The sequence below is a fragment of the Mycobacterium sp. 1245805.9 genome (genome assembly GCF_001672915.1).
Taxonomy (GTDB): domain Bacteria; phylum Actinomycetota; class Actinomycetes; order Mycobacteriales; family Mycobacteriaceae; genus Mycobacterium.
The window spans coordinates 31,261-55,342 of the sequence record NZ_LZKR01000216.1 but is presented as its reverse complement, the minus strand read 5'-3'; the positions used below and the strand labels follow the sequence as shown (position 1 = coordinate 55,342).

At 70.9% G+C, this 24,082-nt stretch carries 22 protein-coding genes; 15 read left to right on the top strand and 7 right to left on the bottom strand.

The annotated features are described in order from the left end of the window. Window positions 1–51 precede the first annotated feature (51 nt). From A9X00_RS32650 to cofD, 5 genes are all read right to left on the bottom strand, one after another. The gene (locus tag A9X00_RS32650) at window positions 52–2,004 is read right to left on the bottom strand and encodes a PE family protein (protein WP_082975564.1); all 1,953 of its coding nucleotides are present in this window, start codon (window positions 2,002–2,004) and stop codon (window positions 52–54) included. A 154-nt stretch (window positions 2,005–2,158) separates the two neighbouring features. Beyond that, window positions 2,159–2,701, bottom strand: a complete 543-nt coding sequence (locus tag A9X00_RS27570) for an NUDIX hydrolase (RefSeq protein ID WP_067161132.1) — start codon at window positions 2,699–2,701, stop codon at window positions 2,159–2,161. Next, window positions 2,698–4,272: a class I SAM-dependent methyltransferase gene (locus A9X00_RS27565; protein WP_067161010.1), complete on the bottom strand. Its 1,575-nt coding sequence runs from the start codon at window positions 4,270–4,272 to the stop codon at window positions 2,698–2,700. The genes A9X00_RS27570 and A9X00_RS27565 overlap by 4 nt, the downstream gene beginning before the upstream one ends. Window positions 4,273–4,282: 10 nt before the next feature. Beyond that, window positions 4,283–5,644 (bottom strand): coenzyme F420-0:L-glutamate ligase, encoded by a 1,362-nt coding sequence (locus tag A9X00_RS27560; RefSeq protein ID WP_067161007.1) that lies wholly within the window; start codon window positions 5,642–5,644, stop codon window positions 4,283–4,285. 49 nt (window positions 5,645–5,693) lie between these two features. After that, window positions 5,694–6,686 carry a 2-phospho-L-lactate transferase gene (gene cofD, locus A9X00_RS27555; protein ID WP_067161003.1) on the bottom strand — a complete coding sequence of 331 codons (993 nt, stop codon included), beginning with the start codon at window positions 6,684–6,686 and terminating at the stop codon, window positions 5,694–5,696. A 320-nt stretch (window positions 6,687–7,006) separates the two neighbouring features. Here cofD and A9X00_RS27550 point away from each other — a divergent pair, with 320 nt between their 5' ends. Beyond that, window positions 7,007–7,345: a WhiB family transcriptional regulator gene (locus A9X00_RS27550; protein ID WP_067161000.1), complete on the top strand. Its 339-nt coding sequence runs from the start codon at window positions 7,007–7,009 to the stop codon at window positions 7,343–7,345. A 13-nt stretch (window positions 7,346–7,358) separates the two neighbouring features. Here the strand turns inward: A9X00_RS27550 and A9X00_RS27545 are convergent, their stop codons facing one another. Continuing rightward, complete coding sequence (locus A9X00_RS27545) at window positions 7,359–7,781, bottom strand: metallopeptidase family protein (RefSeq protein WP_067161129.1); 423 nt, start codon at window positions 7,779–7,781, stop codon at window positions 7,359–7,361. Window positions 7,782–7,954: 173 nt separating this feature from the next. On the opposite strand from A9X00_RS27545, the gene A9X00_RS27540 reads away from it, so the two are divergent. The 4 genes from A9X00_RS27540 (at window position 7,955) to manA (ending at window position 12,237) form a co-directional block, all read left to right on the top strand. Beyond that, window positions 7,955–8,401 (top strand): DUF3499 domain-containing protein, encoded by a 447-nt coding sequence (locus A9X00_RS27540; protein ID WP_197515290.1) that lies wholly within the window; start codon window positions 7,955–7,957, stop codon window positions 8,399–8,401. 103 nt (window positions 8,402–8,504) lie between these two features. Next, the gene (locus A9X00_RS27535; RefSeq protein WP_067160994.1) at window positions 8,505–9,890 is read left to right on the top strand and encodes a phosphomannomutase/phosphoglucomutase; all 1,386 of its coding nucleotides are present in this window, start codon (window positions 8,505–8,507) and stop codon (window positions 9,888–9,890) included. Continuing rightward, a complete protein-coding gene (locus A9X00_RS27530) occupies window positions 9,887–11,002 on the top strand; it encodes a TobH protein (RefSeq protein WP_067160991.1) in 1,116 nt (371 codons plus the stop codon). Before A9X00_RS27535 ends, A9X00_RS27530 begins: the two co-directional genes overlap by 4 nt. A gap of 8 nt (window positions 11,003–11,010) precedes the next feature. Continuing rightward, a complete protein-coding gene (manA, locus tag A9X00_RS27525) occupies window positions 11,011–12,237 on the top strand; it encodes a mannose-6-phosphate isomerase, class I (RefSeq protein WP_067160988.1) in 1,227 nt (408 codons plus the stop codon). On the opposite strand, the gene A9X00_RS27520 is transcribed toward manA, so the two are convergent. Beyond that, window positions 12,215–13,588 (bottom strand): NAD(P)/FAD-dependent oxidoreductase, encoded by a 1,374-nt coding sequence (locus A9X00_RS27520; RefSeq protein WP_156772330.1) that lies wholly within the window; start codon window positions 13,586–13,588, stop codon window positions 12,215–12,217. The genes manA and A9X00_RS27520 overlap by 23 nt on opposite strands. Before the next feature lie 109 nt (window positions 13,589–13,697). Here A9X00_RS27520 and A9X00_RS27515 point away from each other — a divergent pair, with 109 nt between their 5' ends. The 10 genes from A9X00_RS27515 (at window position 13,698) to lpqB (ending at window position 24,050) form a co-directional block, all read left to right on the top strand. Beyond that, complete coding sequence (locus A9X00_RS27515) at window positions 13,698–15,191, top strand: amino acid permease (protein WP_067160983.1); 1,494 nt, start codon at window positions 13,698–13,700, stop codon at window positions 15,189–15,191. Window positions 15,192–15,349: 158 nt separating this feature from the next. Then, window positions 15,350–16,573: an alkane 1-monooxygenase gene (locus A9X00_RS27510; protein ID WP_067160980.1), complete on the top strand. Its 1,224-nt coding sequence runs from the start codon at window positions 15,350–15,352 to the stop codon at window positions 16,571–16,573. After that, complete coding sequence (locus A9X00_RS30360) at window positions 16,570–16,743, top strand: rubredoxin (RefSeq protein ID WP_082975563.1); 174 nt, start codon at window positions 16,570–16,572, stop codon at window positions 16,741–16,743. The genes A9X00_RS27510 and A9X00_RS30360 overlap by 4 nt, the downstream gene beginning before the upstream one ends. Next, entirely contained in the window at window positions 16,740–16,922 is a 183-nt protein-coding gene (gene rubB / locus A9X00_RS27505; RefSeq protein WP_067160977.1) for a rubredoxin RubB, read from the top strand. Before A9X00_RS30360 ends, rubB begins: the two co-directional genes overlap by 4 nt. A gap of 35 nt (window positions 16,923–16,957) precedes the next feature. Continuing rightward, window positions 16,958–17,569, top strand: coding sequence for a TetR family transcriptional regulator (locus A9X00_RS27500; protein WP_369830800.1), 612 nt, complete (start codon window positions 16,958–16,960; stop codon window positions 17,567–17,569). 58 nt (window positions 17,570–17,627) lie between these two features. Further along, window positions 17,628–19,100 (top strand): adenosylhomocysteinase, encoded by a 1,473-nt coding sequence (gene ahcY / locus A9X00_RS27495; RefSeq protein WP_067160971.1) that lies wholly within the window; start codon window positions 17,628–17,630, stop codon window positions 19,098–19,100. 91 nt (window positions 19,101–19,191) lie between these two features. After that, window positions 19,192–19,824, top strand: coding sequence for a dTMP kinase (locus tag A9X00_RS27490; protein WP_067160969.1), 633 nt, complete (start codon window positions 19,192–19,194; stop codon window positions 19,822–19,824). A gap of 80 nt (window positions 19,825–19,904) precedes the next feature. After that, a complete protein-coding gene (mtrA, locus tag A9X00_RS27485; protein ID WP_055576516.1) occupies window positions 19,905–20,591 on the top strand; it encodes a two-component system response regulator MtrA in 687 nt (228 codons plus the stop codon). Between the two features lie 13 nt (window positions 20,592–20,604). Beyond that, window positions 20,605–22,272 (top strand): MtrAB system histidine kinase MtrB, encoded by a 1,668-nt coding sequence (gene mtrB / locus A9X00_RS27480; RefSeq protein ID WP_082975562.1) that lies wholly within the window; start codon window positions 20,605–20,607, stop codon window positions 22,270–22,272. Continuing rightward, the gene (lpqB, locus tag A9X00_RS27475; RefSeq protein ID WP_067160965.1) at window positions 22,272–24,050 is read left to right on the top strand and encodes an MtrAB system accessory lipoprotein LpqB; all 1,779 of its coding nucleotides are present in this window, start codon (window positions 22,272–22,274) and stop codon (window positions 24,048–24,050) included. The genes mtrB and lpqB overlap by 1 nt, the downstream gene beginning before the upstream one ends. Window positions 24,051–24,082: the final 32 nt, after the last annotated feature.

The window sequence follows — 24,082 nt, the reverse complement described above, 5'->3', positions numbered from 1 at the left end:
GCGTGCGGCTGGCCGCACGCTCGCAGTCGATTCAGCCGGTGGTCGGTTCGGCTAGCCGCCGTTGCCGCCGGTTCCGCCCTTCGAGGAGCCGGGTGGTGCGAAAAGCTGAAGGTACGCGGCACCGCCGCCACCGCCGCCACCGAAGCCGCTGCCGCCCCCCGTGCCGCCGCCGCCAGGTGTGCCGTTGAAAAGGGCGTTGCCGGTGGCACCGTCGCCGCCGTCGGTACCCCCGAGACCGCCGAGGGCGGAGGACCCTCCGGGATTCGTGACTACGTCGCCACCGGCGCCGCCTGCGCCGCCGGTGCCGATGCCGCCACCACCGCCACCGCCGCCGCCCGCTATCGCCACAAAGCTATTAGTACTTACGGAGCCACCGGCGCCGCCGGCTCCGCCGCCGACGCCGGCACCCGCGGCTCCGGCGCCACCCGTTGCACCAAACGCGTTAAGGGATACACCGCCGCCACCTCCAGCACCACCGTAATTGCCGGTGGTGCTGGGGCTGCCGATGCCGCCGCCGCCGCCACCGCCGCCGAAGCCGACGGCGACGGTGAGGTTACCGAAGGAATCGACGCTGAGGGTGGCCGCGCCTCCGGCGCCGCCGTTACCCCCATTACCGCCGAAACCGCCGCCGCTGCTGTCGCCGCCCTGCCCGCCGCCGCCACCGCCGCCGCCAGCAGCGGCGCCGAAGGCATTGGGGTTTGTGGCGTTGACGGTGGCCGAACCGCCGTTGCCGCCGTTGCCGCCGGCGCCGCCGGTCGGGCCGACGCCGCCAGTACCGCCGTTGCCGCCGTTGCCGGCTAACAAATTGGCGCCGTTGTCGGGGCGGCTCGTGAAAACTGTTCCGCCGTCGCCGCCGTCTCCGCCGGCGCCGCCGGTGCCGGCGATGCTGACGCCGCCGTTGCCGCCGTTGCCGCCGCTGCCGGAGCCGTGGGTGTCGCTGCCGCCGCCGCCATCACCACCGGTACCGCCGGCCCCGCCGGTGATCCCGCTGCCACCGGTGCCGCCGTTGCCGCCGTGGCCGCCGACGCTCGTGGTGCCGGCGGCCCCGCCGTTGCCGCCGGCCCCGCCGGCGCCGGCGGTGATGCCGACGCCGCCATGACCGCCGTTGCCACCGTTGCCGGCGGCAGTGACGCCGTTGTTGTCGGCACCTGCGCCGCCCACGCCGCCCTGGCCTCCGTTGCCGGCGGCGCCGAAGGCGCCGTGGGCGCCTCCGAACACGCCGTTGCCTTGGCCGCCGGCCCCGCCTTGGCCGCCGTCGCCGCCCTGGCCACCGTCGGTGCCGTTGAGAGCGAGGGCGTTGCCGGCGACACCGGCCCCGCCCGTCCCGCCGACTCCGCCGGTCCCACCGATGCCGCCTGCACCGCCGTTGCCGAGGAAGAAACCTCCGTTGCCGCCCGCGCCGCCCGTTCCGCCGCTGCCGCCGATGCCCCCGTTGGTGAGCCCGGTCGCGGAGCCCGTGGTGCCGGTGGTGCCCGTGCCGCCGGCGCCACCGTGGCCGCCGTTGCCGAATAACCAGGCGTTGCCGCCGCGCCCGCCGGGCCCCCCGGGCATCCCCGACCCGCCGTTACCGCCGTTGCCCCACAACAATCCGCCCGGTCCGCCGTTTTGTCCGGTCCCCGGTGCACCATCGGTGCCGTTGCCGATCAACGGGGTCCCCAACAACAGGTTGGTGGGCGTATTGATCACGGCCTTGACGTCGCCCCACGCCGTCTGCAACGGCGAGGCGTTCGCCGCCTCGGCGGCCGTATACGCGCTCCCGGCGGCATTCAACGCCTGCACGAACTGTTGGTGGAACGCGGCCGCCCGCGCGCTGGCCGCCTGAAAGACCTGCGCGTGGCTGGAAAACAGCGACGCGATTGCCGCTGACACCTCGTCCTCGGCGGCGGCCAGCACCTGGGTGGTCGGGGCCGCCGCCGCGGTGGCCGCATTCAGTGTCGAGCCGATGCCCGCCACGTCCGACGCCGCCGACGTCAAAGATTCTGTAGCCGCCATTAGGTACGACATTGCTGTCCCTTCGAGCGATGGCGTGGGGTGTCGCCAACGCCTGAAGGCTTATTGTCAGCCCGCCGAGCGCTCCTTGGAGCCGGAACGGACTACTGCAATTTCCATCTGGATCAATGCGTGACTACTGCAAGTACTGCAAATTGCGGTCTGGCTTTCACGCGCGGCGGGCGCAGGCCCGGGCGACCAAGTACTTCAGCGCGTGATCGGTGCCGTCCGGCAGCGCGTCGGCGGGCCACCACCGCAAGTCGTCGGACTCGTCGCTGATCGCGATCCGGGCGCCGGCCGGCGCGTGGGCGACGAACTGCATATCCAGGTGGCGGGTCGGCACGCCCAGCGAGCACGTGACCGGGTGCACGTGCACGGCGGCCAGCTCCGGCTCGATGCGCAGGCCGTCGACACCGGATTCCTCGGTCGCCTCGCGCAGCGCCGCGGCGACGACGTCGGGGTCGTCCTCGTCGCAGTGGCCGCCGAGTTGCACCCAGCGGCCCAACCGCGGGTGCAGGGTCAGCAGCACCCGGGAGCCGGTGTGATCGAGGACGAGTGCCGAGGCGGTGACGTGGCCCGCCGCGCATGCGCGGCGGCAGGCGTCGGGGCGGGCGTGCACGAAGGCCAGCACCGCGTGCCGCAGCGAGTCCTGCGCCGCGTCGGGGGCGCGCCAGTCGCCGAGGATCGCGATCGCGGACTCCCGAGGGCTCACCGGGATCCCCGCCTCGTTCGGCGGTCCCGCAGCGAGGCCCAGGCCGTGCGGCACTGCGCCACGACGTCGCCGGACAACCCGAGCCCGTCGATCAGGACGTGGCGGTCGACCACGTCGAGAGCTTTCTCAGTTTCGCCCGCCTTCAGCAACAGGTCGACGTCGCGGGCGAGGTCGGCGCAGGCGTGCGCGGGTGGCGGAATGGGCAGCTGCTCGGCTTCCCTCGGTTCCAGCTCCAAGATGCCCCCACCGTAGCTGCGGCCCACTATCTCGGCGAACGCGAACGTCACGCTGTTGTGGAACACCGCGGCCAGCGAGCTGGCGTCGACGCCGGGCGCGAGCCGGACCCGGTGCACGGTGTCGGTGCTCGTCGCCGCGGCGGCGTTGACGGTCAGGCGCGGCGCCCGGTGGATCTGGCGCAGCAGGAACAGGTCGGGCATCCACAGCGACGGGGTGATCCACCACGGCGCGCGGATCGAGCACTTGTACCCGCGGTGCACGCCGGCGGATTCACCGGCCCCGACGTGCGCGAGCAGGGCGGCGTCGGTGGGTGCCGGCGGCGCGTTGAGCAGCCAGGTCCGCTGCCCCGCCGCGACATCGCTTGCGCGGCAATCGGTGTCGTAGATCAGCCCCGTCAGCTGTGCGCTGCGCGACACGAGCGGGACGCAGTGCGGCCGCAACCCGAGCCCGTCGGCCTGCGCGTCGGTGAAGGTGAAGAAGCTGTTGCGGCCCGTCACGATCCCGACGTCCACGTCGGCGAGCGACCCGAGCCGTGTCATCGCCGGCGACGCCTTGAGCGCGCGCAGCAGCCGGATGGCGTCGGGCTCCAGGAAGTATTTGGTCCACTTCTCCTTTTCGTGCAGCAGCGCAGGCGCCCAGTCGGTGTCGAGATCGGCGCCCGCCAGTGCGTCGGCGTCGGCGAGGTGGACGGTGCGCATCCGCGCGGGGCCGGGCCCGGCCACGCCGCAGAACAGCACGACCTCCTGCAGGACGCCGTCGAACACCAGCCGCTCGAAGGTCACCAGCGTGATCTCGCGGAACCGGCCGAGCAGGAACTCGCGCAGTTGCGCGGCATAGCCGACCTGCAGCAACTCGGCCGGCAGCACTAGGCCCACCCGGCCGCCGTCGCGCACCAGGACCGTGCCGGCGACGACGAACGGGACCCACGCGTTGGTCAGGCGGCTGGGCCGCAGCCCCGCGCGGCGCATCAGCTCCAGCGCCGGGTCGCGCTCGTCGGGCGGCCAGTTGCCGAAGCGGATGTAGGGCGGGTTGCCGGCGACGCCGTCCCACGAGCCTGCTTCGGCCCCGGCCAGCCAGGTGAACAGGCTCTCGGCGTCGACGGGTGCGAAGCGCCTTGCCTTGGCCGCCTCGTCGGCGATCAGCTCCACCCCGCGCGCCCGGGCGCCCAGCGCGGCCAGCTCGCGCAGGATCGCGCCGTCGCCGCAGGACGGTTCGACGATCCGCGGGCCGGCCTCGCGGACCCAGCGGGCCAGGAACCGCGCCACCGGGGCGGGCGTGTAGTAGCCGCCGCGGACCTTGTCGGCCGACGCCGCCGCCTTGCCCGCGAACTGCATGCGCCCAGTATTACTTGCGTAGCAGCAAATCCCCGGGGTCCGGCGCGGCGCGCGGCCCGGGCGGCTTCCCGGCGGCCTCGGAGGCGTAGCCGATCGCGATGGCGCCCAACGGCTCCCAGTCGCCGGGCAGCTCGAGCTCGGCGCGGACCAGGTCGGCGGCGAAGATCGTCGAGCCGATCCAGCAGCTGCCCACCCCCCGCACCGCCAGCGCGACCAGCAGCGCCTGCACGGCCGCCCCGACCGCGACGGTGAACATGGTGTGCTCGGCGGCGGTGCGGGCGGCGTCGGGATAGTCGTGGGCGCCCTCGGGGACCAGGAACGGGATGACGACCTCGGGCGCGTCGTAGAGGATCTGGCCGCGCGCCACCCGCCGCTCGACCGAGTCGGCGGGCCGGCCGTCGCCGGCGAGGTCCGCGCGCCACTTGTCCCTCATCCGGTCCAGCAGCCGGGCCCGCCTCCCCGGGGTGCGCAGCCACACGAACCGGACCGGCCGAGTGTGGTGGGGCGCCGGCGCGGTGAGCGCCTCGGCGACGGCGGCCTCGATCAGCTCGGGCGGCACCGGCTCGGCGCTGAACTGGCGCACCGAGCGGCGCAGCAGCTGGGCCTCGCGGCGGCCCTGGTCGAGGGCTTCGGCGGTGCCGAGCCAGAACAGGTCCTCCTCGCCGGGCCGCAGCAGCTGCCGCGCGGTGGTGCCGTCGTCGGTCACGACGCTGCCCGGCAGCCCGCGCACCACGGCCACCGGCATCGCGGTCAGCTTGCCCTTGACCAGATCGGCGGCGGCGGCGACCTCGTCGGCGATCGCGATCTCGGTGACGAGCAGCTCGTTGCCGTGGGCGTCGACGGCCCCCGAATAGCTGTGCAGCACACGAAGACCCGCGGCGCCGACGGCCGCGTCGGTCTGGCCGTTGCGCCAGGCGCGGCCCATCGTGTCGGTGACGACGACGGCGGCGCCGACGCCGAGGCGCTCGCGCAGGCCGGCGCGCAGCGCCGCGGCGCTGGCGTCGGGATCGACCGGCAGCAGCGCCAGCTCGTCGCGGTCGACGTTGGATCCGTCCACCCCGGCGGCGGCCTGGACCAGGCCGAGCCGGTTCTCGGTGATCAGCGTCTGGCCCTTGCGCGCCAGCACGCGCACCGCCTCGTCGTCGACCAGCTTGCGGCGCAGCCGGTCGCGCTCCTCGGCGTCCCGCGGCGCCGGCACCAGCCGGCCTTCGCATTTGGACACCACCTTGCTGGTCACCACCACGACGTCGCCGTCGCGCAGCCAAGGCGCGGCGGCGGCGACGGCCGCGGCGAGGTCGTCGCCGGGCCGGAACTCGGGGAGCCCGCTGACGGGCAGGATCTCGATCGCCGAGCCGGTGCCGTGCTCCATCATTGGCGCCGCTCCTCAGCATCGCTCCGCTCTGCATCGTCGCCGGCGCGGGTCACGCCGTCACGCCCGCGAGCTCCAGCCCCGCGGCGACCATCTCGGCCGTCGCCTTGGGGTCGCGCATGATGAGCGGCGCCGCGCGCACCGCCACCCCCTCGATGTCGGCCTCGTCGCCCTCGTGGATCAGCCAGCAATCCAGGATCCCGGTGGCCCGCCGCGCCCCGAAATGCCGGCCCACCGCCTCGGCGGTGGATTCGACCCCGATCACCGACAGGCACGCATCGGCCATGCCGCGCAACGGCTTTCCGCCGATGATCGGCGAGTAGCCGACCACCGGGGCCTTGGCAGAGCGCAGCGCCCCGCGGATGCCGGGCACCGCCAGGATGGCGCCGACGCTGACCACCGGGTTGGACGGCGCCAGCAGGATCACGTCGGCTTCGCCGATGGCCGCCACGGCTTCGGCTGTGGCGCTGGCCTTTTCGGCGCCGACGAACGCGAAGCTGTGCGTGGGCACCTGGGCCCGGTAGCGCACCCACCACTCCTGGAAGTGGATGGCGCGGCGGCTGTCGTCGGCGGGATCGGTGATCACCACGTGCGTCTCGCAGCGATCGTCGGTGGCCGGCAGCAACCGCGCGCCCGGTTGCCAGCGATCGCACAGCGCGGTGGTGATCTGCGACAGCGGGTAGCCCGCGTTGAGCATCTGGGTGCGCACCAGATGGGTGCCCAGGTCGCGGTCTCCGAGCCCGAACCAGTCCGGCTGCACGCCGTAGCGCGCCAATTCCTCTTTGGCGTGCCAGGTTTCGTCGCGATGACCCCACCCGCGCTCCGGGTCGACACCTCCACCTAAGGTGTACATGCAGGTGTCCAAATCCGGACAGACGCGCACCCCGTGGATCCACGCATCGTCGCCGACGTTGACGACCGCGGCCAGTTCGTGTCCGTCGGAATCTTGGCCCTGATGCGAGAACTGACCCAGCCCCAGCAGCTGTTGAACACCCAGCAGGAACCGGGCGCCGCCAACCCCACCGACCAGAACGGTGACCTTCACTTGACCTTCACAGGGCTCGACAGTACTGCCCGGGTGGGGACTGTGATCGACACGCCGAAGGTCGCAAAACAACGGAAACGCCGGAATTTGGTCACGAGATGATATGGAAATTCGCCGTTGCGCTTGACCAGGCAGGTTAACAAGTGTCTAATCACATCAGTGTCATTTCCCGGTTGGCCGGCCGATTCCGGTGTCGCAGACCGAGATTCGATCACATGTTCGAATTGTCTGTACATCAGAACAGTGGGAACTCACTCACTCTCTCAAATCAAACCTGAGGAGGCGGACGAAGCATGTCTTATGAGCACCTTCGGGGCGTCATGGCAAGCACACCGCACAGCACCATCGGCTCGCTGCCGGCGGCACCCGTCCGCCCGCATCTGACTGTGGTTCCCGATGCCCCAGTCGCTTTCGAGCCCGAACCCGAGCCGCTGCCGACCCCGGATCAGTGGCAGGATCGCGCGCTCTGCGCGCAGACCGACCCCGAGGCCTTCTTCCCCGAGAAGGGCGGCTCGACCCGCGAGGCCAAGAAGATCTGCCTCGGCTGCGAGGTGCGCCACGAGTGCCTCGAGTACGCCCTGGCGCATGACGAGCGCTTCGGCATCTGGGGCGGCCTCTCCGAGCGCGAGCGCCGCCGCCTCAAGCGCGGCATCATCTGACGCCCGCGCAACGTCATTCGTCGTCGATCGTGGGGTCGATGACGGAGGGCTCGACGTCCAAGTAGATTGCCACCTGGGCCACCAGGATTTCGTGCAGCAGCTCGCCAAGTTCGTCGGTGTCCTTGGCCCGCCTCTCAATCGGCTTGCGGAACAAGACGATTCGTGCCCGCGTGGAATTGCCGCGGACGTCGACGCCGGCCGGAATCAGGCGGGCGAGCGCGATCGGCCCGTCGGCGATCACCTCGGGCGGCCACTGCACGCTGTCGGGGTCCTTGGCGGCGATGCGGGGGATTTCGTCGACCGCCACGTCGAGTTCCGACACCCGCTCCTGCCAGCGCCGCTCGATCGGTTCGTAGGCCTCCAGCACCGCCATGTCGAACCGCTCGGCCCGGCTGCGCCAGCCCGGCACCGTCGGCGGCAGCAACGGGCCGCGCATCTCGCGGCCCCGGCGCGCCGCGCGGTAGGCAGCCGACCGGCGCCGCGACCGATCGCTGTGCGGGGAGCCCCGGGAATCCGTCATCGGGCCGATGGTAACGGTTGGGAATCGCGCGTCGGGCGGATGCGCGTGTCCGGCGCTTCCGTGGCGTTTGCGCACGATAGCCTTTCGGCGTGAACGTTCCCCGTCGCTGTTGCCGGCCCGGGTGTCCGCACTATGCCGTGGCGACCTTGACGTTCGTCTACTCGGACTCGACGGCGGTGGTGGGCCCGTTGGCCACCGCGCGGGAACCGCACTCGTGGGACCTGTGCGTCGGCCACGCCGGCCGGATCACCGCGCCGCGCGGATGGGAGCTGGTGCGCCACGCCGGACCGCTCCTTGCCGAACCCGTCCATCCCGACGAGGACGACCTGGTCGCCCTGGCCGACGCGGTGCGCGAGGGGCGCCCGGGCGACGCGGCCGTGCCCTACGGGGCGGCGCCGGTCAACGGGTTTGCCGATCCCCACATCCACGCCGGGGCCCATGCCACCGCGCCGAGCAGCGGGCTGCTCGCGCCTCCGGAGCACCGTTCGGGTCGGCGGCGCGGGCATCTGCGGGTGTTGCCCGACCCCGCTGACTAGGCCGGGACTAGGCCCGTCTAGCCGGGTCTAAAGCGCCGCACGTTTTTCTCGGGCCGATAGGCTGGCGCCAAGACCCCATAGTCAGGAGCGTCAGGAGTTTCGCATGTCCCGGTCCGCCGCGACCGTTCACCGTGTCGTCAAAGCGTACGACGTGCGCGGGCTGGTCGGCGAGGAGCTCGACGAGTCACTGGTCACCGAACTGGGGGCGGCGTTCGCCCGGCTGATGCGCGGCGAGGGCGCCACCCGGGTGGCGATCGGCCACGACATGCGCGACAGTTCGCCGGCGCTGGCCGCCGCGTTCGCGCGCCGCGTGCTGGGCCAGGGCCTGGACGTGGTGCGGATCGGGCTGGCGTCCACCGACCAGCTCTATTTCGCCTCGGGGCTGCTCGACTGCCCCGGCGCGATGTTCACCGCCAGCCACAACCCGGCCGCCTATAACGGCATCAAGCTGTGCCGGGCCGGCGCCAAACCGGTGGGCGCCGACACCGGGCTGGGCGCCGTCAGCGACGACGTGATCGCCGGCGTCCCGGCGTACGACGGGCCGGCCGGCACCGCCACCGACCAGGACGTCCTCGCCGACTACGGGACGTTCCTGCGTTCGCTGGTGAACACCTCCGGGCTGCGCCCGCTGCGGGTGGCCGTGGATGCCGGCAACGGCATGGCCGGGCACACCGCCCCGGCGGTGCTCGGCGCGATCGACTCGATCACCTTGTTGCCGTTGTACTTCGAGCTCGACGGCTCGTTCCCCAACCACGAGGCCAACCCGCTTGACCCGGCCAACCTGGTGGACCTGCAGCAGTTCGTGCGCGACAGCGGCGCGGACATAGGGCTGGCCTTCGACGGCGACGCCGACCGGTGCTTCGTGGTCGACGAACGCGGCCAGCTGGTTTCGCCGTCGACGGTGACCAGCCTGGTGGCCGCGCGCGAGCTGGGCCGCGAGATCGGCGCCACGATCATCCACAACGTGATCACCTCCCGCGCGGTGCCCGAACTGGTCACCGAACGCGGCGGCACACCGCTGCGCTCACGCGTCGGCCACTCCTATATCAAGGCGCTAATGGCCGACACCGGCGCGATCTTCGGCGGAGAACACTCCGCGCACTACTACTTCCGCGACTTCTGGGGCGCCGACTCCGGGATGCTTGCGGCGCTGTACGTGCTGGCCGCGCTCGGCGAACAGGACCGGCCGCTCTCGGAATTGACCGCCGACTACCAGCGCTACGAATCTTCTGGCGAGATCAACTTCAAGGTCGCCGACGCGTCGTATTGTGTGGACGCGGTGCTGAAGTCGTTCGGCACCCGGATTCAGTCCATCGATCATCTGGACGGGGTGACGGTCGATTTGGGCGAGGGCAGCTGGTTCAACCTACGCAGCTCCAACACCGAGCCGCTGCTGCGGCTCAACGTCGAGGGCCGCACCACCGAGGACGTCGACGCGCTGGTCGCCGCGATCAGCACCCAGATCACGGGCCAGGAGGCCGCGCCGTGAGCACCACCCAGGCGATCGACCTGGAGGACACCGACGGCCTGCTGGAAGCCGACCGGCAGGGCCTGCTGCGGGCGGCGTCGTCGTCGGGCGCGCAGGTGCGCGCGATCGGCGCCGCCGCCGACGAAGGCGCGCTGGACACGCTGCGCACCGACGACCGCGCGCGCAGCGTGATCTGGGTGGCCGGGCGCGGGACCGCCGAGACCGCCGGGGCGCTGCTGGTCGCGACGCTGGGCGGGGCGGCCTCCCAACCGATCACGGTCGTCGGCGAGGCGCCGCCCTGGGTCGGCCCTCTGGACGTGCTGATCGTCGCCGGCGACGACCCCGGCGACCCCGCGCTGGTGAGCGCCGCCGCGACCGGGGTGCGCCGCGGCGCGCGGGTCGTCGTCGCCGCGCCCTACGAGGGTCCGCTGCGCGACTCGACGGCCGGACGGGCCGCGGTGCTCGAGCCGCGGGTCCGGGTTCCCGCCGAATTCGGCCTGTGCCGGTACCTGGCCGTGGGCCTGGCCGTGCTGCAAGCCGTCGACCCGCGACCCGGTGTCGAGCTGGGCGCGCTCGCCGACGCGTTGGACGCCGAGGCGCTGCGCAACAGCGCCGGCCGCGAGCTGTTCACCAACCCGGCCAAGCACATCGCCGAGCGGCTGGCCGGTCGCCGGGCGGCGCTGGCCGGCGACTGCGCCGCGACGCTGGCGCTGGCCCGGCACGGCAGCTCGGTGCTGCTGCGGCTCGCCCACGAGGTCGTCGCCGCGACCGGGCTGGCCGATGTGGTGGCGGCGCTGCGCGCGGCGGCGGATGGCCCCGACGGCTCCGGCGGCGCCGCGTCGTCGGTCGAGGACCTGTTCCACGACGAGGAGATCGATGGGCCGCGGCCGGACCGGCTTCGGGTGCTGGCCCTGACGCTGCGCGACGAGCAGACGGTGGTGGCCGCCCGGACCGCCGGGCTGGAAAACGTCTACCTGCTCGCCGCGGAAGACGTGCCGGACGGGCCCGGCGGCTCGGCCGGCTCCACGGTTGCGCCGGCGTTGGGGGGCGCCATCAGTGCCGAGCAGCAACTGGCAGTATTGGCCGTTCGGCTGGAGATGGCCGCGGTTTACATGCGACTGGTGCGGGGATAAATAGAGAAGTGGAACTGCTTCGCGGGGCCTTACGGACGTACGCCTGGGGATCGCGCACCGCCCTGGCGGAATTCACCGGGCGGGCGGTTCCGGCGGCTCATCCGGAGGCCGAGCTGTGGTTCGGGGCGCACCCGGGCGACCCGGCCTGGCTGGAGACCGATAAGGGCGAGGTGTCGTTGCTCGAGGCCGTCGTCGCCGACCCGGAGGGACAGCTCGGCCCGGGGCCGCGCGCGCGCTTCGGGGACGTGCTGCCGTTCCTGGTCAAGGTGCTGGCCGCCGACGAGCCGCTGTCGCTGCAGGCCCACCCGAGCGCCGAGCAGGCGGTCGAGGGTTACCTGCGTGAGGAGCGCCTGGGCATCCCGGTCAACTCGCCGGTGCGCAACTACCGCGACACCTCCCACAAGCCGGAGTTGTTGGTGGCGCTGCAGTCGTTCGAGGCGCTGGCCGGGTTCCGCCAGGCGTCGCGCACCGTGGAGCTGCTCCGCGCGCTGAACGTCTCCGACCTCGATCCCTACATCGACCTGCTGAACGACCAGTCCGACGCCGACGGCCTGCGCGCGCTGTTCACCACCTGGATCACCGCTCCCCAGCCGGACATCGACGTGCTGGTGCCCGCCGTGCTGGACGGCGCGATCCAGTACGTCAGTTCCGGGGCAACGGAATTCGTGGCCGAGGCCAAGACGGTGTTGGAACTGGGCGAACGCTATCCCGGTGACGCCGGCGTGCTGGCGGCGCTGTTGCTCAACCGCATTACCCTGGCCCCGGGCGAGGCCATCTTCGTGTCGGCCGGCAACCTGCACACCTACCTGCGCGGCTTCGCCGTCGAGGTGATGGCCAACTCCGACAACGTGTTACGCGGCGGGCTCACCCCCAAGCACGTCGACGTGCCCGAGCTGCTGCGGGTGCTGGACTTCACGCCCACCACCGAGGCGCAGCTGCGCCCGCCCATCCGCCGCGAGGGGTTCGGCCAGATCTACCAGACGCCGACCGACGAGTTCGCGGTCGCGCTGCTGGAGCTCGACGGCGAGTACCTCGGCCACGAGGTCGACGCGGGCTGCGCCCACGAGGGCCCGCAGATCCTGTTGGGCACCCAGGGCTGCACGACGGTGCACGCCAAGTCCGGATCGCTCACGCTGGAACGGGGAATGGCGGCCTGGGTGGCGGCCGACGACGGACCGATCCGCCTCGTCGCGCGCGAGCCCTCCAAACTGTTCAGGGCGACCGTAGGGCTGTAAGCGGGCGCCGCCGGTCTCGGGCGGCTTCCCGGCGCTCGCGCAGCCACAGCCGCATGTTGTGCGCCATCGCGCGGCCGACGATCCGCGGCGGCGGGACCATGTACAGGCTGTCGAGCAGCGAGAACCGGCGCAAAAACCATTCGGCCAGAACGGGTTCCGTCTCGGCGGCCCCGAGGAACTGGTCGAACAGCGCGCCGGACGGCCGCCACCACCACGGCACCCGCCCCTTGGCCCGGGCGTGGTGGAAGGTGATGTCGCCGATCGCGTTCATCATCCACACCGGGTAGGTCGTCTTGGCGGTGGCCCGATTCAGTTCGCGGGCAAGGTCATTCGAAGCCAGCGCCCGGCGCAGGTGACCGGCCTGCAGCACCGTCATCGTCATGCCCTGCCCGAAGGTCGGGTTGAAGCTGGCGACGGCGTCACCGAGCGGCACGATGCCGGCGGGGAAGCGGTCCAGCTTGTGGTAGCGGCGCCACCGGCTGGCCGGAAACGCGTGATACGCCGGCTCGCCGACCGGTTCGGCCCGCGCCAGAGCGGAATTGAAGTGCGCGGGCAGCAGCTTGTCGGCCAGCGCCAGCATCTCAGGGAACGTCGCCGGCGGCTTTGCGCCCGCCACCCCGAAGGTGGTCAGCACCCAGACCCGGTTCTCGTAGTGCAGCATGCCCAGCCCGAGCGACTCGTCGTGGGACGCGCCGGCCACCACCACCTTCTCGGCGATCAGGCCCTCCGGCATCCGGAACTGCTGGGTGGCGTAGTTGATGCCGATGTCGATGGTGGCCTCCACCGGGCGCTCGAATCCCCACTGCTCCAACCACACCGGGAGGCGGGTGCCCCGGCCGGCGGCGTCGACGACGAGGTCGGCCGGCACGAACTCCGGCTCCGCGTCCCCCTGCGGGTCGAGCAGCACGCCGGTCACCCGCTGGCGGGCGGGGTCGAACCGCGGCTCGGCGACCGAGCGGCGAATGATCTCGACGTTCTCGATCTCCCGCACGCGCCGGCGCAGCTGCCATTCCAGGTGCGGGCGGCTGGGCACGTAGGCGGTGAACTCGTCGCGCAGCGTGTGCCCGGTCCCCAGCACGTGGCCCGCGGCGCCCAGGTGAATGCAGTCCGGCCGGTTCTCCAGCATCGGCACGCCCGCGTCGACCATGTCGTCGAGCAGGCCGGGGAACAGGCTCTCGAACTCCGCCGCGCCGCGGGCCATCAGCATGTGCAGGTGCCGGTCCTGGGGGACCGTCGCGCGGTGCGCCGGCGCGCTCGGCAGCTCGTCGCGCTCGTACACGCTGACCCGCGCGTAGAAGTCCGACAGCACCCGCGCGGCGCACAGACCGGCGATGCTTCCCCCGATGACCACGGCATGGTCCCGCATGTTTCCCCCGCTCTCCGATATGCCCGCAGACTACCCAGTACTGTGCGGTCCAAGGGCCCCAGCCGGGCCCCCAGCAAGCCCAGAAGGCGGACGAATGGCAAATCGATGGCGCACGAAATCGGTCGAGCAATCGATCGCCGACACCGACGAGCCGGAGACCCGGCTGCGCAAGGAGTTGACCTGGTGGGACCTGGTCGTGTTCGGCGTCGCGGTGGTGATCGGCGCCGGCATCTTCACGGTCACCGCGTCGACCACCGGCGACATCACCGGGCCGGCCATCTGGATCTCGTTCGTGATCGCCGCGGTCACCTGCGCGCTGGCGGCGCTGTGCTACGCCGAATTCGCCTCGACGCTGCCGGTGGCGGGCAGCGCCTACACCTTCTCCTACGCCACCTTCGGTGAGTTCCTGGCCTGGATCATCGGCTGGAACCTGGTGCTGGAGTTGGCAATCGGGGCCGCCGTCGTATCCAAGGGGTGGTCGAGCTACCTGGGTAACGTGTTCGGATTCGCCGGTGGCACAGTGCAACTCGGGTCGGTCAACCTCGACTGGGGCGCGCTGCTGATCGTCGCCGTGGTCGCGACCCTGGTCGGCCTGGGCACCAAACTGTCCTCCCGGTTCTCCGCCGTGATCACCGGCATCAAGGTGTCGGTGGTGATTTTCGTCGTGCTGGTCGGGGTCTTCTACATCAAGGGTTCCAACTATTCGCCGTTCATCCCGAAGCCGGAGGCCGGGCACGAGGCGTCGGGCGTCAACCAGTCGGTGCTGTCGCTGCTGACCGGGGCGCACAGCAGCCACTACGGCCTGTACGGCGTGCTGGCCGGGGCATCGATCGTGTTCTTCGCGTTCATCGGGTTCGACATCGTGGCCACCATGGCCGAGGAAACCAAGAAGCCGCAGCGCGACGTGCCGAGGGGCATCCTGGTGTCGCTGGCGATCGTGACCGTCCTCTACGTCGCGGTGTCGGTGGTGCTGTCCGGCATGGTCTCCTACACCCAGCTCAAGACCGCGCCCGGCCACAAGCCGGCCAACCTTGCCACGGCCTTCGCGGCCAACGGGATCGACTGGGCCAGCAAGATCATCGCCGTCGGCGCGCTGGCGGGCCTGACCACCGTGGTGATGGTGCTGGTGCTCGGGCAGTGCCGGGTGCTGTTCGCGATGGCGCGCGACGGGCTGCTGCCGCGGTCGCTGGCCAAGACCGGCGCGCGCGGGACGCCGGTCCGGATCACGGTGCTGGTCGCCGTCGTGATCGCGGCGACGGCCTCGGTGTTCCCGATCACCAAGCTCGAGGAGATGGTCAACGTCGGCACGCTGTTCGCGTTCGTCCTGGTGTCGGCGGGTGTCATGGTCCTGCGACGCACCCGGCCCGACCTGGAGCGGGGCTTCCGGGCGCCGTGGGTGCCGGTGCTGCCCATCGCGTCGATCGCCGCCTGCGCGTGGCTGATGCTGAACCTCAGCGCGCTGACCTGGGTGCGGTTCGGCGTCTGGTTGGTGGTGGGGACCGCGATCTACGCCGGCTACGGGTACCGGCACTCGGTTCAGGGGCGTCGGCAGCACGGAGAGGTGCCCGCAGCGCAGTTTACAAAATAGCGTTCTGTGTCTAGACACAAGACGCAAACTGTCGTATTGTCCAAATCGAGATGCGACCCCGTTTCGCCGAGCCTGTAATCCCGCAGGTCTCTACTCGCACTTTGTCTGCGGATTTTCAGGCTCGGCGGTGGTCCATGACACACGAGGAGGTTTGGCATATGACCACACTGCGGCCCGAGGAAGCGCCGGTCTGGCGGGACAAGAAGCGCCACCTGTGGCTGATGGGGCTGATCGCCCCGACGGCGCTGTTCGTGATGCTGCCGATCATCTGGGCGCTCAACCGGCTCGGCTGGCACGCCGCCGCGCAGGTGCCGCTGTGGATCGGGCCGATCCTGCTCTACGTGCTGCTGCCGATCCTCGACCTGCGGTTCGGGCCCGACGGGCAGAACCCGCCCGACGAGGTGATGGAACGGCTGGAGAACGACAAGTACTACCGCTACTGCACCTACGTCTACATCCCGTTCCAGTACCTCAGCGTGGTCCTGGGCGCCTACCTGTTCACCGCGTCGAACCTGGGCTGGCTCGGCTTCGAAGGCGGCCTGGGCTGGGCGGGCAAGCTGGGCGTGGCGCTGTCGGTCGGGGTCCTCGGCGGGGTGGGGATCAACACGGCCCACGAGATGGGGCACAAGAAGGACTCGCTGGAGCGCTGGCTGTCCAAGGTCACCCTGGCGCAGTCCTGCTACGGCCACTTCTACATCGAGCACAACCGCGGCCACCACGTGCGCGTCTCGACCCCGGAGGACCCGGCGTCGGCGCGCTTCGGCGAGACCTTCTGGGAGTTCTTGCCGCGCAGCGTGTTCGGCAGCCTGCGTTCGGCGCTGGGGCTGGAGGCGCAGCGGCTGCGCCGGCTCGGCAAGAACCCGTGGGACCCGCGGACCTACCTGTCCAACGACGTGCTCAACGCCTGGCTGATGTCGGTGGTGTTGTGGGGCGCGCTGATCGCGATCTTCGGCCCGGGCCTCATCCCGTTCGTGATCATCCAGGCAGTCTTCGGGTTCAGCCTGCTGGAGGCGGTCAACTACCTCGAGCATTACGGGCTGCTGCGGCAGAAGGGCCCCAACGGCCGATACGAACGATGCGCCCCGGTGCACAGCTGGAATTCCGATCACGTGGTGACCAACCTGTTCCTGTATCACCTGCAGCGGCACAGCGATCACCACGCCAACCCGACGCGTCGCTACCAGACGCTGCGCAGCCTGGAGGGTTCGCCGAACCTGCCGAGCGGGTACGCGTCGATGATCTCGCTGACCTACTTCCCGCCGCTGTGGCGCCGGGTGATGGACCACCGGGTGCTGGCGCACTACGACGGCGACATCACCCGGGTCAACGTGGCGCCGCGGCTGCGCGGAAAGCTGCTCGCGAAGCACGGGGTGCCGGCATGATCGCCTACCGTTGCCCTGGCTGCGACTACGTTTATGACGAGGCGAAAGGCGCTCCGCGGGAAGGCTTTCCCGCGGGCACGCGGTGGGAGGATATCCCCGACGGCTGGTGCTGCCCCGACTGCGCGGTGCGCGAGAAGGTGGATTTCGAAACGTTAGGAGTCAACCAGTGACCGACTACAAGCTGTTCCGCTGCATCCAGTGCGGCTTCGAGTACGACGAGGCGCTGGGCTGGCCGGAGGACGGGATCGCGCCCGGCACCCGCTGGGACGACATCCCCGACGACTGGAGCTGCCCGGACTGCGGCGCCGCGAAATCCGACTTCGAAATGGTGGAAGTGGCGAGACCGTGAACGCCTCGACTACTACTGTCGCGCCTGTGAAGCGGATGCCGTATGCCGAGGCGTCACGCGTCCTGTTGCGCGACTCGGTGCTGGACGCGATGCGCGACCTGCTGCTGGCCCGCGACTGGTCCGCGATCACGCTGTCGGACGTCGCCCGCGCCGCGGGCATCAGCCGGCAGACCATCTACAACGAATTCGGCTCGCGCCAGGGCCTGGCGCAGGGGTACGCGCTGCGCCTGGCCGACCGCCTGGTCGACGCGGTCCACGCGGCCATCGACGCCAACGTCGGCGACATCCACGAGGCGTTCCTGCAGGGCTTCCGTAACTTCTTCGCCGAGTCGGCCGCCGACCCGCTGGTGATCTCGCTGCTGACCGGCGTCGCCAAGCCCGACCTGCTGCAGATCATCACCACCGACAGCGGGCCCATCATCAACCGGGCGTCGGCGCGGCTGACCACGGCGCTGACGCAGAGCTGGGTGGCGACCAGCGACGAGGACGCGGGGGTGCTGGCCCGCGCGATCGTGCGGCTGGCGCTGAGCTACGTGTCCATGCCGCCGGAGGCCGATCACGACGTGGCGGCGGACCTGGCCCGGCTGATGACGCCGTTCGCGGAGCGCCATGGGGTCGCGGCTACAGTGGCGGAAGAACATACCTAAGCTAAGTACCGCTTGGCTCGAGCGAGCCCCCCAAACGTCGAAGAAGGAAGACCACGCTATGACGACGACCGAAAGCTCCCTGACCGCCGACGTCCGCAACGGCATCGATTTCAAGGTCGCCGACCTGTCGCTGGCCGATTACGGCCGCCGGGACATCGAGCTCTCCGAGCAGGAGATGCCGGGTCTGATGTCGCTGCGCCGCGAGTACGCCGACGTCCAACCGCTCAAGGGGGCGCGGATTTCCGGCTCGCTGCACATGACCGTGCAGACCGCCGTGCTCATCGAGACCCTCGTTTCGCTGGGCGCGCAGGTCCGCTGGGCGTCGTGCAACATCTTCTCCACCCAGGACCACGCGGCCGCCGCGGTGGTCGTCGGCCCGTACGGCACCCCGGAGGAGCCCAAGGGTGTGCCGGTGTTCGCCTGGAAGGGCGAGACGCTGGAGGAGTACTGGTGGGCGGCCGAGCAGATGCTGACCTGGCCCGACGAACCCGCCAACATGATCCTCGACGACGGCGGCGACGCCACCATGCTGGTGCTGCGCGGCGCGCAGTACGAGAAGGCCGGCGTGGTGCCGCCCGCCGAGGACGACGACCCCACCGAGTGGAAGGTCTTCCTGGAGCTGCTGCGCAACCGCTTCGAGACCGACAAGGACAAGTGGACGAAGATCTCCGAGTCGGTCAAGGGCGTCACCGAGGAGACCACCACCGGCGTGCTGCGGCTCTACCAGTTCGCCGCGGCCGGTGACCTGGCGTTCCCGGCCATCAACGTCAACGACTCGGTCACCAAGTCCAAGTTCGACAACAAGTACGGCTGCCGCCACTCCCTGATCGACGGCATCAACCGCGGCACCGACGTGCTGATCGGCGGCAAGAAGGTGCTGATCTGCGGCTACGGCGACGTCGGCAAGGGCTGCGCCGACTCGGTCAAGGGCCAGGGCGCGCGCGTCGTCGTCACCGAGATCGACCCGATCAACGCGCTGCAGGCCCTGATGGAGGGCTATGACGTCAAGACCGTCGAGGACGCGATCGGCGAGGCCGACATCGTCATCACCGCCACCGGCAACAAGGACATCATCACCCTCGAGCACATGAAGGCGATGAAGGACCACGCGGTGCTGGGCAACATCGGGCACTTCGACAACGAGATCCAGGTCGCCCAGCTCGAAAAGTCCGGCGCCACCAAGGTCAACATCCGCCCGCAGGTCGACGTGTGGACCTTCCCGGACAGCGGCAAGTCGATCATCCTGCTCTCCGAGGGCCGGCTGCTGAACCTGGGCAACGCCACCGGTCACCCGTCGTTCGTGATGAGCAACAGCTTCTCCAACCAGGTGATCGCGCAGATCGAGCTGTGGACCAAGAACGACGAGTACGACAACGAGGTGTACCGGCTGCCCAAGCACCTCGACGAGAAGGTGGCCCGCATCCACGTCGAGGCGCTCGGCGGCCAGCTGACCAAGCTGACCAAGGAGCAGGCCGAGTACATCGGCGTCGACGTCGACGGCCCCTACAAGGCCGACCACTACCGCTACTGATCTCCTGCGCGAGCAGACGCAGAATCGCACCACCCAAGCCACTCGCGTGCGATTCTGCGTCTGCTCGGCGTACCGGCGATAGGCTCGCGCCGTGCTGATCGCGATCGAGGGGGTCGACGGCTCCGGCAAGCGGACGCTGTCCGACGGGCTGAGCAGGGCCTTCGAGGCCGCCGGCAAGTCGGTCGCCACGCTGGCGTTCCCGCGCTACGGGCAGTCGGTGACCGCCGACATCGCGGCCGAGGCGTTGCACGGCGGGCACGGCGACCTGGCGTCGTCGGTGTACGCGATGGCCACGCTGTTCGCGCTCGACCGCGCCGGGGCGATCGGGCAGATCGCGGCGCTGGGCCGCGACCACGACGTGGTGATCCTGGATCGCTACGTCGCCTCCAACGCGGCCTACAGCGCGGCGCGCCTGCACCAGGACGCGGCCGGGGAGGCGGCGGCCTGGGTGCACCGGCTCGAATACGGGCGGCTGGGGTTGCCCGCGCCGGACTGGCAGGTGCTGCTCGCGCGGCCCGCCGAACTCGCCGCGCGGCGGGCCCGGCACCGGGCCGAGCACGAGCCGGGCCGCGCCCGCGACAGCTACGAACGCGACGACGGGCTGCAGCAGCGCACCGGCGCGGTCTACGCCGAGCTGGCCGCGGCGGGCTGGGGCGGGCGGTGGCTGGTGGTCGACGCCGACGTCGATCCGGGGCGATTGGCGGCGTCTTTGACCGCCGGCTAGCACAAAATTGTCACGATTTGGCCGTATCGAATAAGAAACGCCCGTGTGGTGCGCCGAATTTGTCCCGATCTGGTGACACCATGGACTCCATGAGGCAAAGGATTTTGGTCGTCGACGACGACGCTTCGCTGGCCGAGATGCTCACCATCGTGCTGCGTGGGGAGGGCTTCGACACCGCGGTCATCGGCGACGGCACTCAGGCGCTGACCGCGGTGCGCGAATTGCGCCCGGATCTGGTGCTGCTGGACCTGATGCTGCCGGGCATGAACGGCATCGACGTGTGCCGGGTGTTGCGCGCCGACTCCGGCGTGCCCATCGTCATGCTGACCGCCAAGACCGACACCGTGGACGTGGTGCTCGGCCTGGAGTCCGGCGCCGACGACTACATCATGAAGCCGTTCAAGCCCAAGGAGCTGGTCGCCCGGGTGCGCGCGCGGTTGCGGCGCAACGACGACGAGCCCGCCGAGATGCTTTCCATCGCCGACGTCGACATCGACGTGCCGGCGCACAAGGTCACCCGCAACGGCGAGCAGATCTCCCTCACACCGCTGGAGTTCGACCTTTTGGTCGCGCTGGCACGCAAACCGCGCCAGGTGTTTACTCGTGATGTGCTGCTCGAACAGGTGTGGGGCTATCGGCACCCGGCGGACACCCGCCTGGTGAACGTGCACGTTCAGCGTCTGCGGGCCAAGGTCGAGAAAGACCCGGAGAACCCGACCGTGGTGTTGACCGTTCGAGGAGTGGGATACAAGGCCGGACCTCCGTGATCTTGGAGGGTCATTGATCTGGGGCTCGAGGCAACGCACTAGGAGCCGCTGGGGGCGCTCCGGCCCGATGACGCGGGGCATGGGTGCGGTGAGTCGGGCCGTGGGCGCTGCCTGGCGCCGATCGCTGCAATTGCGGGTCGTCGCGCTGACCCTGGGCCTGTCGCTCGCCGTCATCCTCGCGCTCGGTTTCGTGCTGACCAGCCAGGTGACCAACCGGGTGCTCGACGTGAAGGTCCGGGCCGCCATGGAGCAGATCGAGCGGGCGCGCACCACCGTCGCCGGCATCGTCAACGGCGAGGAGACCCGCTCGCTGGACTCGAGCCTGCAGCTGGCCCGCAACACCCTGACATCCAAGACCGACCCCGCCTCGGGCGCCGGGCTGGCCGGCGCGTTCGACGCGGTGCTGATGGTGCCCGGCGACGGCCCGCGCGCCGCCACCACGGCCGGTCCCGTCGACCAGGTGCCCAACGCGCTGCGCGGGTTCGTCAAGGCCGGGCAGGCGGCCTACCAATACGCCACCGTGCACACCGACGGCTTCTCCGGACCGGCGCTGGTCATCGGGACGCCGACGTCGTCGCAGGTGGCCAACCTCGAGCTGTACCTGATCTTCCCGCTGAAGAACGAGCAGGCCACCATCCAGCTGGTGCGCGGCACCATGATCACCGGCGGCGCGGTGCTGCTGGTGCTGCTGGCCGGGATCGCGCTGCTGGTCTCCCGCCAGGTGGTGGTGCCGGTCCGATCGGCGTCGCGGATCGCCGAGCGGTTCGCCGAGGGGCACCTGTCCGAACGGATGCCGGTGCGCGGTGAGGACGACATGGCGCGGCTGGCCGTGTCGTTCAACGACATGGCCGAGAGCCTGTCCCGCCAGATCACCCAGCTCGAGGAGTTCGGCAACCTGCAGCGCCGGTTCACCTCCGACGTCAGCCACGAACTTCGCACCCCGCTGACCACCGTGCGGATGGCCGCCGACCTGATCTACGACCACAGCGGCGACCTCGACCCCACCCTGGCCCGGTCCACCGAGCTGATGGTCAACGAGCTGGACCGGTTCGAGACGCTGCTCAACGACCTGCTCGAGATCTCCCGGCACGACGCCGGTGTGGCCGAGCTGTCCGTCGAGGCGGTGGACCTGCGCACCACCGTGCAAAGCGCGCTGGGCAACGTGGGACACCTGGCCGAGGACGCCGGCATCGAGCTGCTCGTCGACCTGCCCGACGAGGAAGTGATCGCCGAGGTCGACCCGCGCCGGGTGGAGCGGATCCTGCGCAACCTGATCGCCAACGCCATCGACCACGCCGAGCGCAAGCCGGTGCAGATCCGGATGGGCGTCGACGAGGACACCGTCGCCGTCACCGTCCGCGACTACGGGGTGGGGCTGCGGCCCGGCGAGGAGAAGCTGGTGTTCAGCCGGTTCTGGCGCTCGGACCCGTCGCGGGTGCGGCGCTCCGGCGGCACCGGGCTGGGCCTGGCGATCAGCGTCGAGGACGCGCGGCTGCACCAGGGCCGGCTGGAGGCGTGGGGCGAGCCCGGCCAGGGGGCGTGCTTCCGGTTGACGCTGCCCTTGGTTCGCGGTCACAAGGTCACCACCAGCCCGCTGCCCCTCAAGCCGATCCCGGAGCCGGCCGCGCCGGCGGGCCCGGACCCGCAGCGCCCGCGCGAGCACGCCGAGCGGAGCGTCTGATGCGGGATCATCGGCGCAGGCTGCTCGCCCTGTTCGCCGTGTTGTCGACGGCGTTTGCCGTGGCCGGCTGCGCGGGGGTGCCCAGCGCGTCGGCCCCGCAGGCCATCGGCACGGTCGAGCGGCCGGCGCCGTCCAACCTGCCCAAGCCGACCCCGGGCATGGACCCCGACGTGTTGCTGCGCGAATTCCTCAAGGCCACAGCCGATCCCGCGAACCGGCACCTGGCGGCCCGGCAATTTCTCACCCAGTCGGCGTCCAACGCCTGGGACGACGCCGGTAGCGCCCTGCTCATCGACCACGTGGTGTTCGTGGAAACCCGTGCCGCCGAACGGGTTTCGGCGACCATGCGCGCCGACATCCTGGGCTCGCTGTCCGACGTGGGTGTGTTCGAGACCGCCGAGGGCGTGCTGCCGGACCCTGGGCCGATCGAGTTGGTCAAGACGTCGGGCGGCTGGCGGATCGACCGCCTGCCCAACGGCGTCTTCCTGGACTGGCAGCAGTTCCAGTCCACCTACAAACGCAACACGCTGTACTTCGCCGACCCGACCGGCAAGACGGTGGTGCCCGATCCGCGCTACGTCGCGGTGGCCGATCACGACCAGCTGGCCACCGAGCTGGTGTCCAAGATGCTGGCCGGTCCGCGGCCGGAGATGGCCCACACGGTGCGCAACCTGCTGGCCCCGCCGCTGCGGCTGCGCGGGCCGGTGACCCGGGCCGACGGCGGCAAGAACGGCATCGGCAAGGGCTACGGCGGCGCCCGCATCGAGCTGGAGAAGCTGTCCACCACCGACCCGCACAGCAGGCAATTGCTTGCGGCACAGATCATTTGGACGCTGGCCCGGGCCGACATCCGGGGCCCGTACGTGATCAACGCCGACGGCGCGCCGCTCGACGACAGGTTCGCCGACGGGTGGACCACCTCCGACGTCGCCGCCACCGACCCCGGCGTGGCCGACGGCGCGGGGGCCGGGTTGCACGCCCTGGTCAACGGGTCGCTGGTGGGGCTGGACGGGCAGCGCGCCAACACCGTGCCGGGGGCGTTCGGGCGGGTGGGCGACCAGACCGGCGCCGCGCTGTCGCGCAGCGGGCGGCAGGTGGCGTCGGTGGTGACGCTGCGCCGCGGCGCCCCGGACCAGGCGGCGTCGCTGTGGATCGGCGACCTCGGCGGCGAGGCCGTCCAGGCCGCCGACGGGCACACCCTGACTCGGCCCAGCTGGTCGCTCGACGACGCCGTGTGGGTGGTGGTCGACAACAACAACGTGCTGCGCGCGATCCAGGAACCGGCGTCGGGCCAACCCGCGCGCATCCCGGTGGATTCCGCGGTGGTGGCCTCCACCTTCCCCGGGCCGATCACCGACCTGCAGCTGTCCCGCGATTCCACCCGCGCCGCGATGGTGATCAACGGCCAGGTGATCCTCGCCGGCGTCGAGCAGACCCAGGCCGGGCAGTACGCCCTGACCTACCCGCGCCGGCTGGGTTTCGGCCTCGGCAACTCGGTGGTCTCGCTGTCCTGGCGGACCGGCGACGACATCGTCGTGACCCGCACCGACGCCAGCCACCCGGTGTCCTACGTCAACCTCGACGGGGTGAACTCCGACGCGCCGGCCCGCGGCCTGCAGATGCCGGTCACGACGGTCGCGGCCAACCCGTCGGCCGTCTACGTCGCGGCCCCCGAAGGGGTGCTGCAGTATTCGGCGTCGGCCCCCGAAAGCCAGCAGGGCTGGGCGGAGGTGTCCGGGCTGTCGGTGCCCGGCGCGCTGCCGGTGCTGCCCGGCTAGGTGCTCGGCCTTCTTTCTGCGGGCTCGCCTTT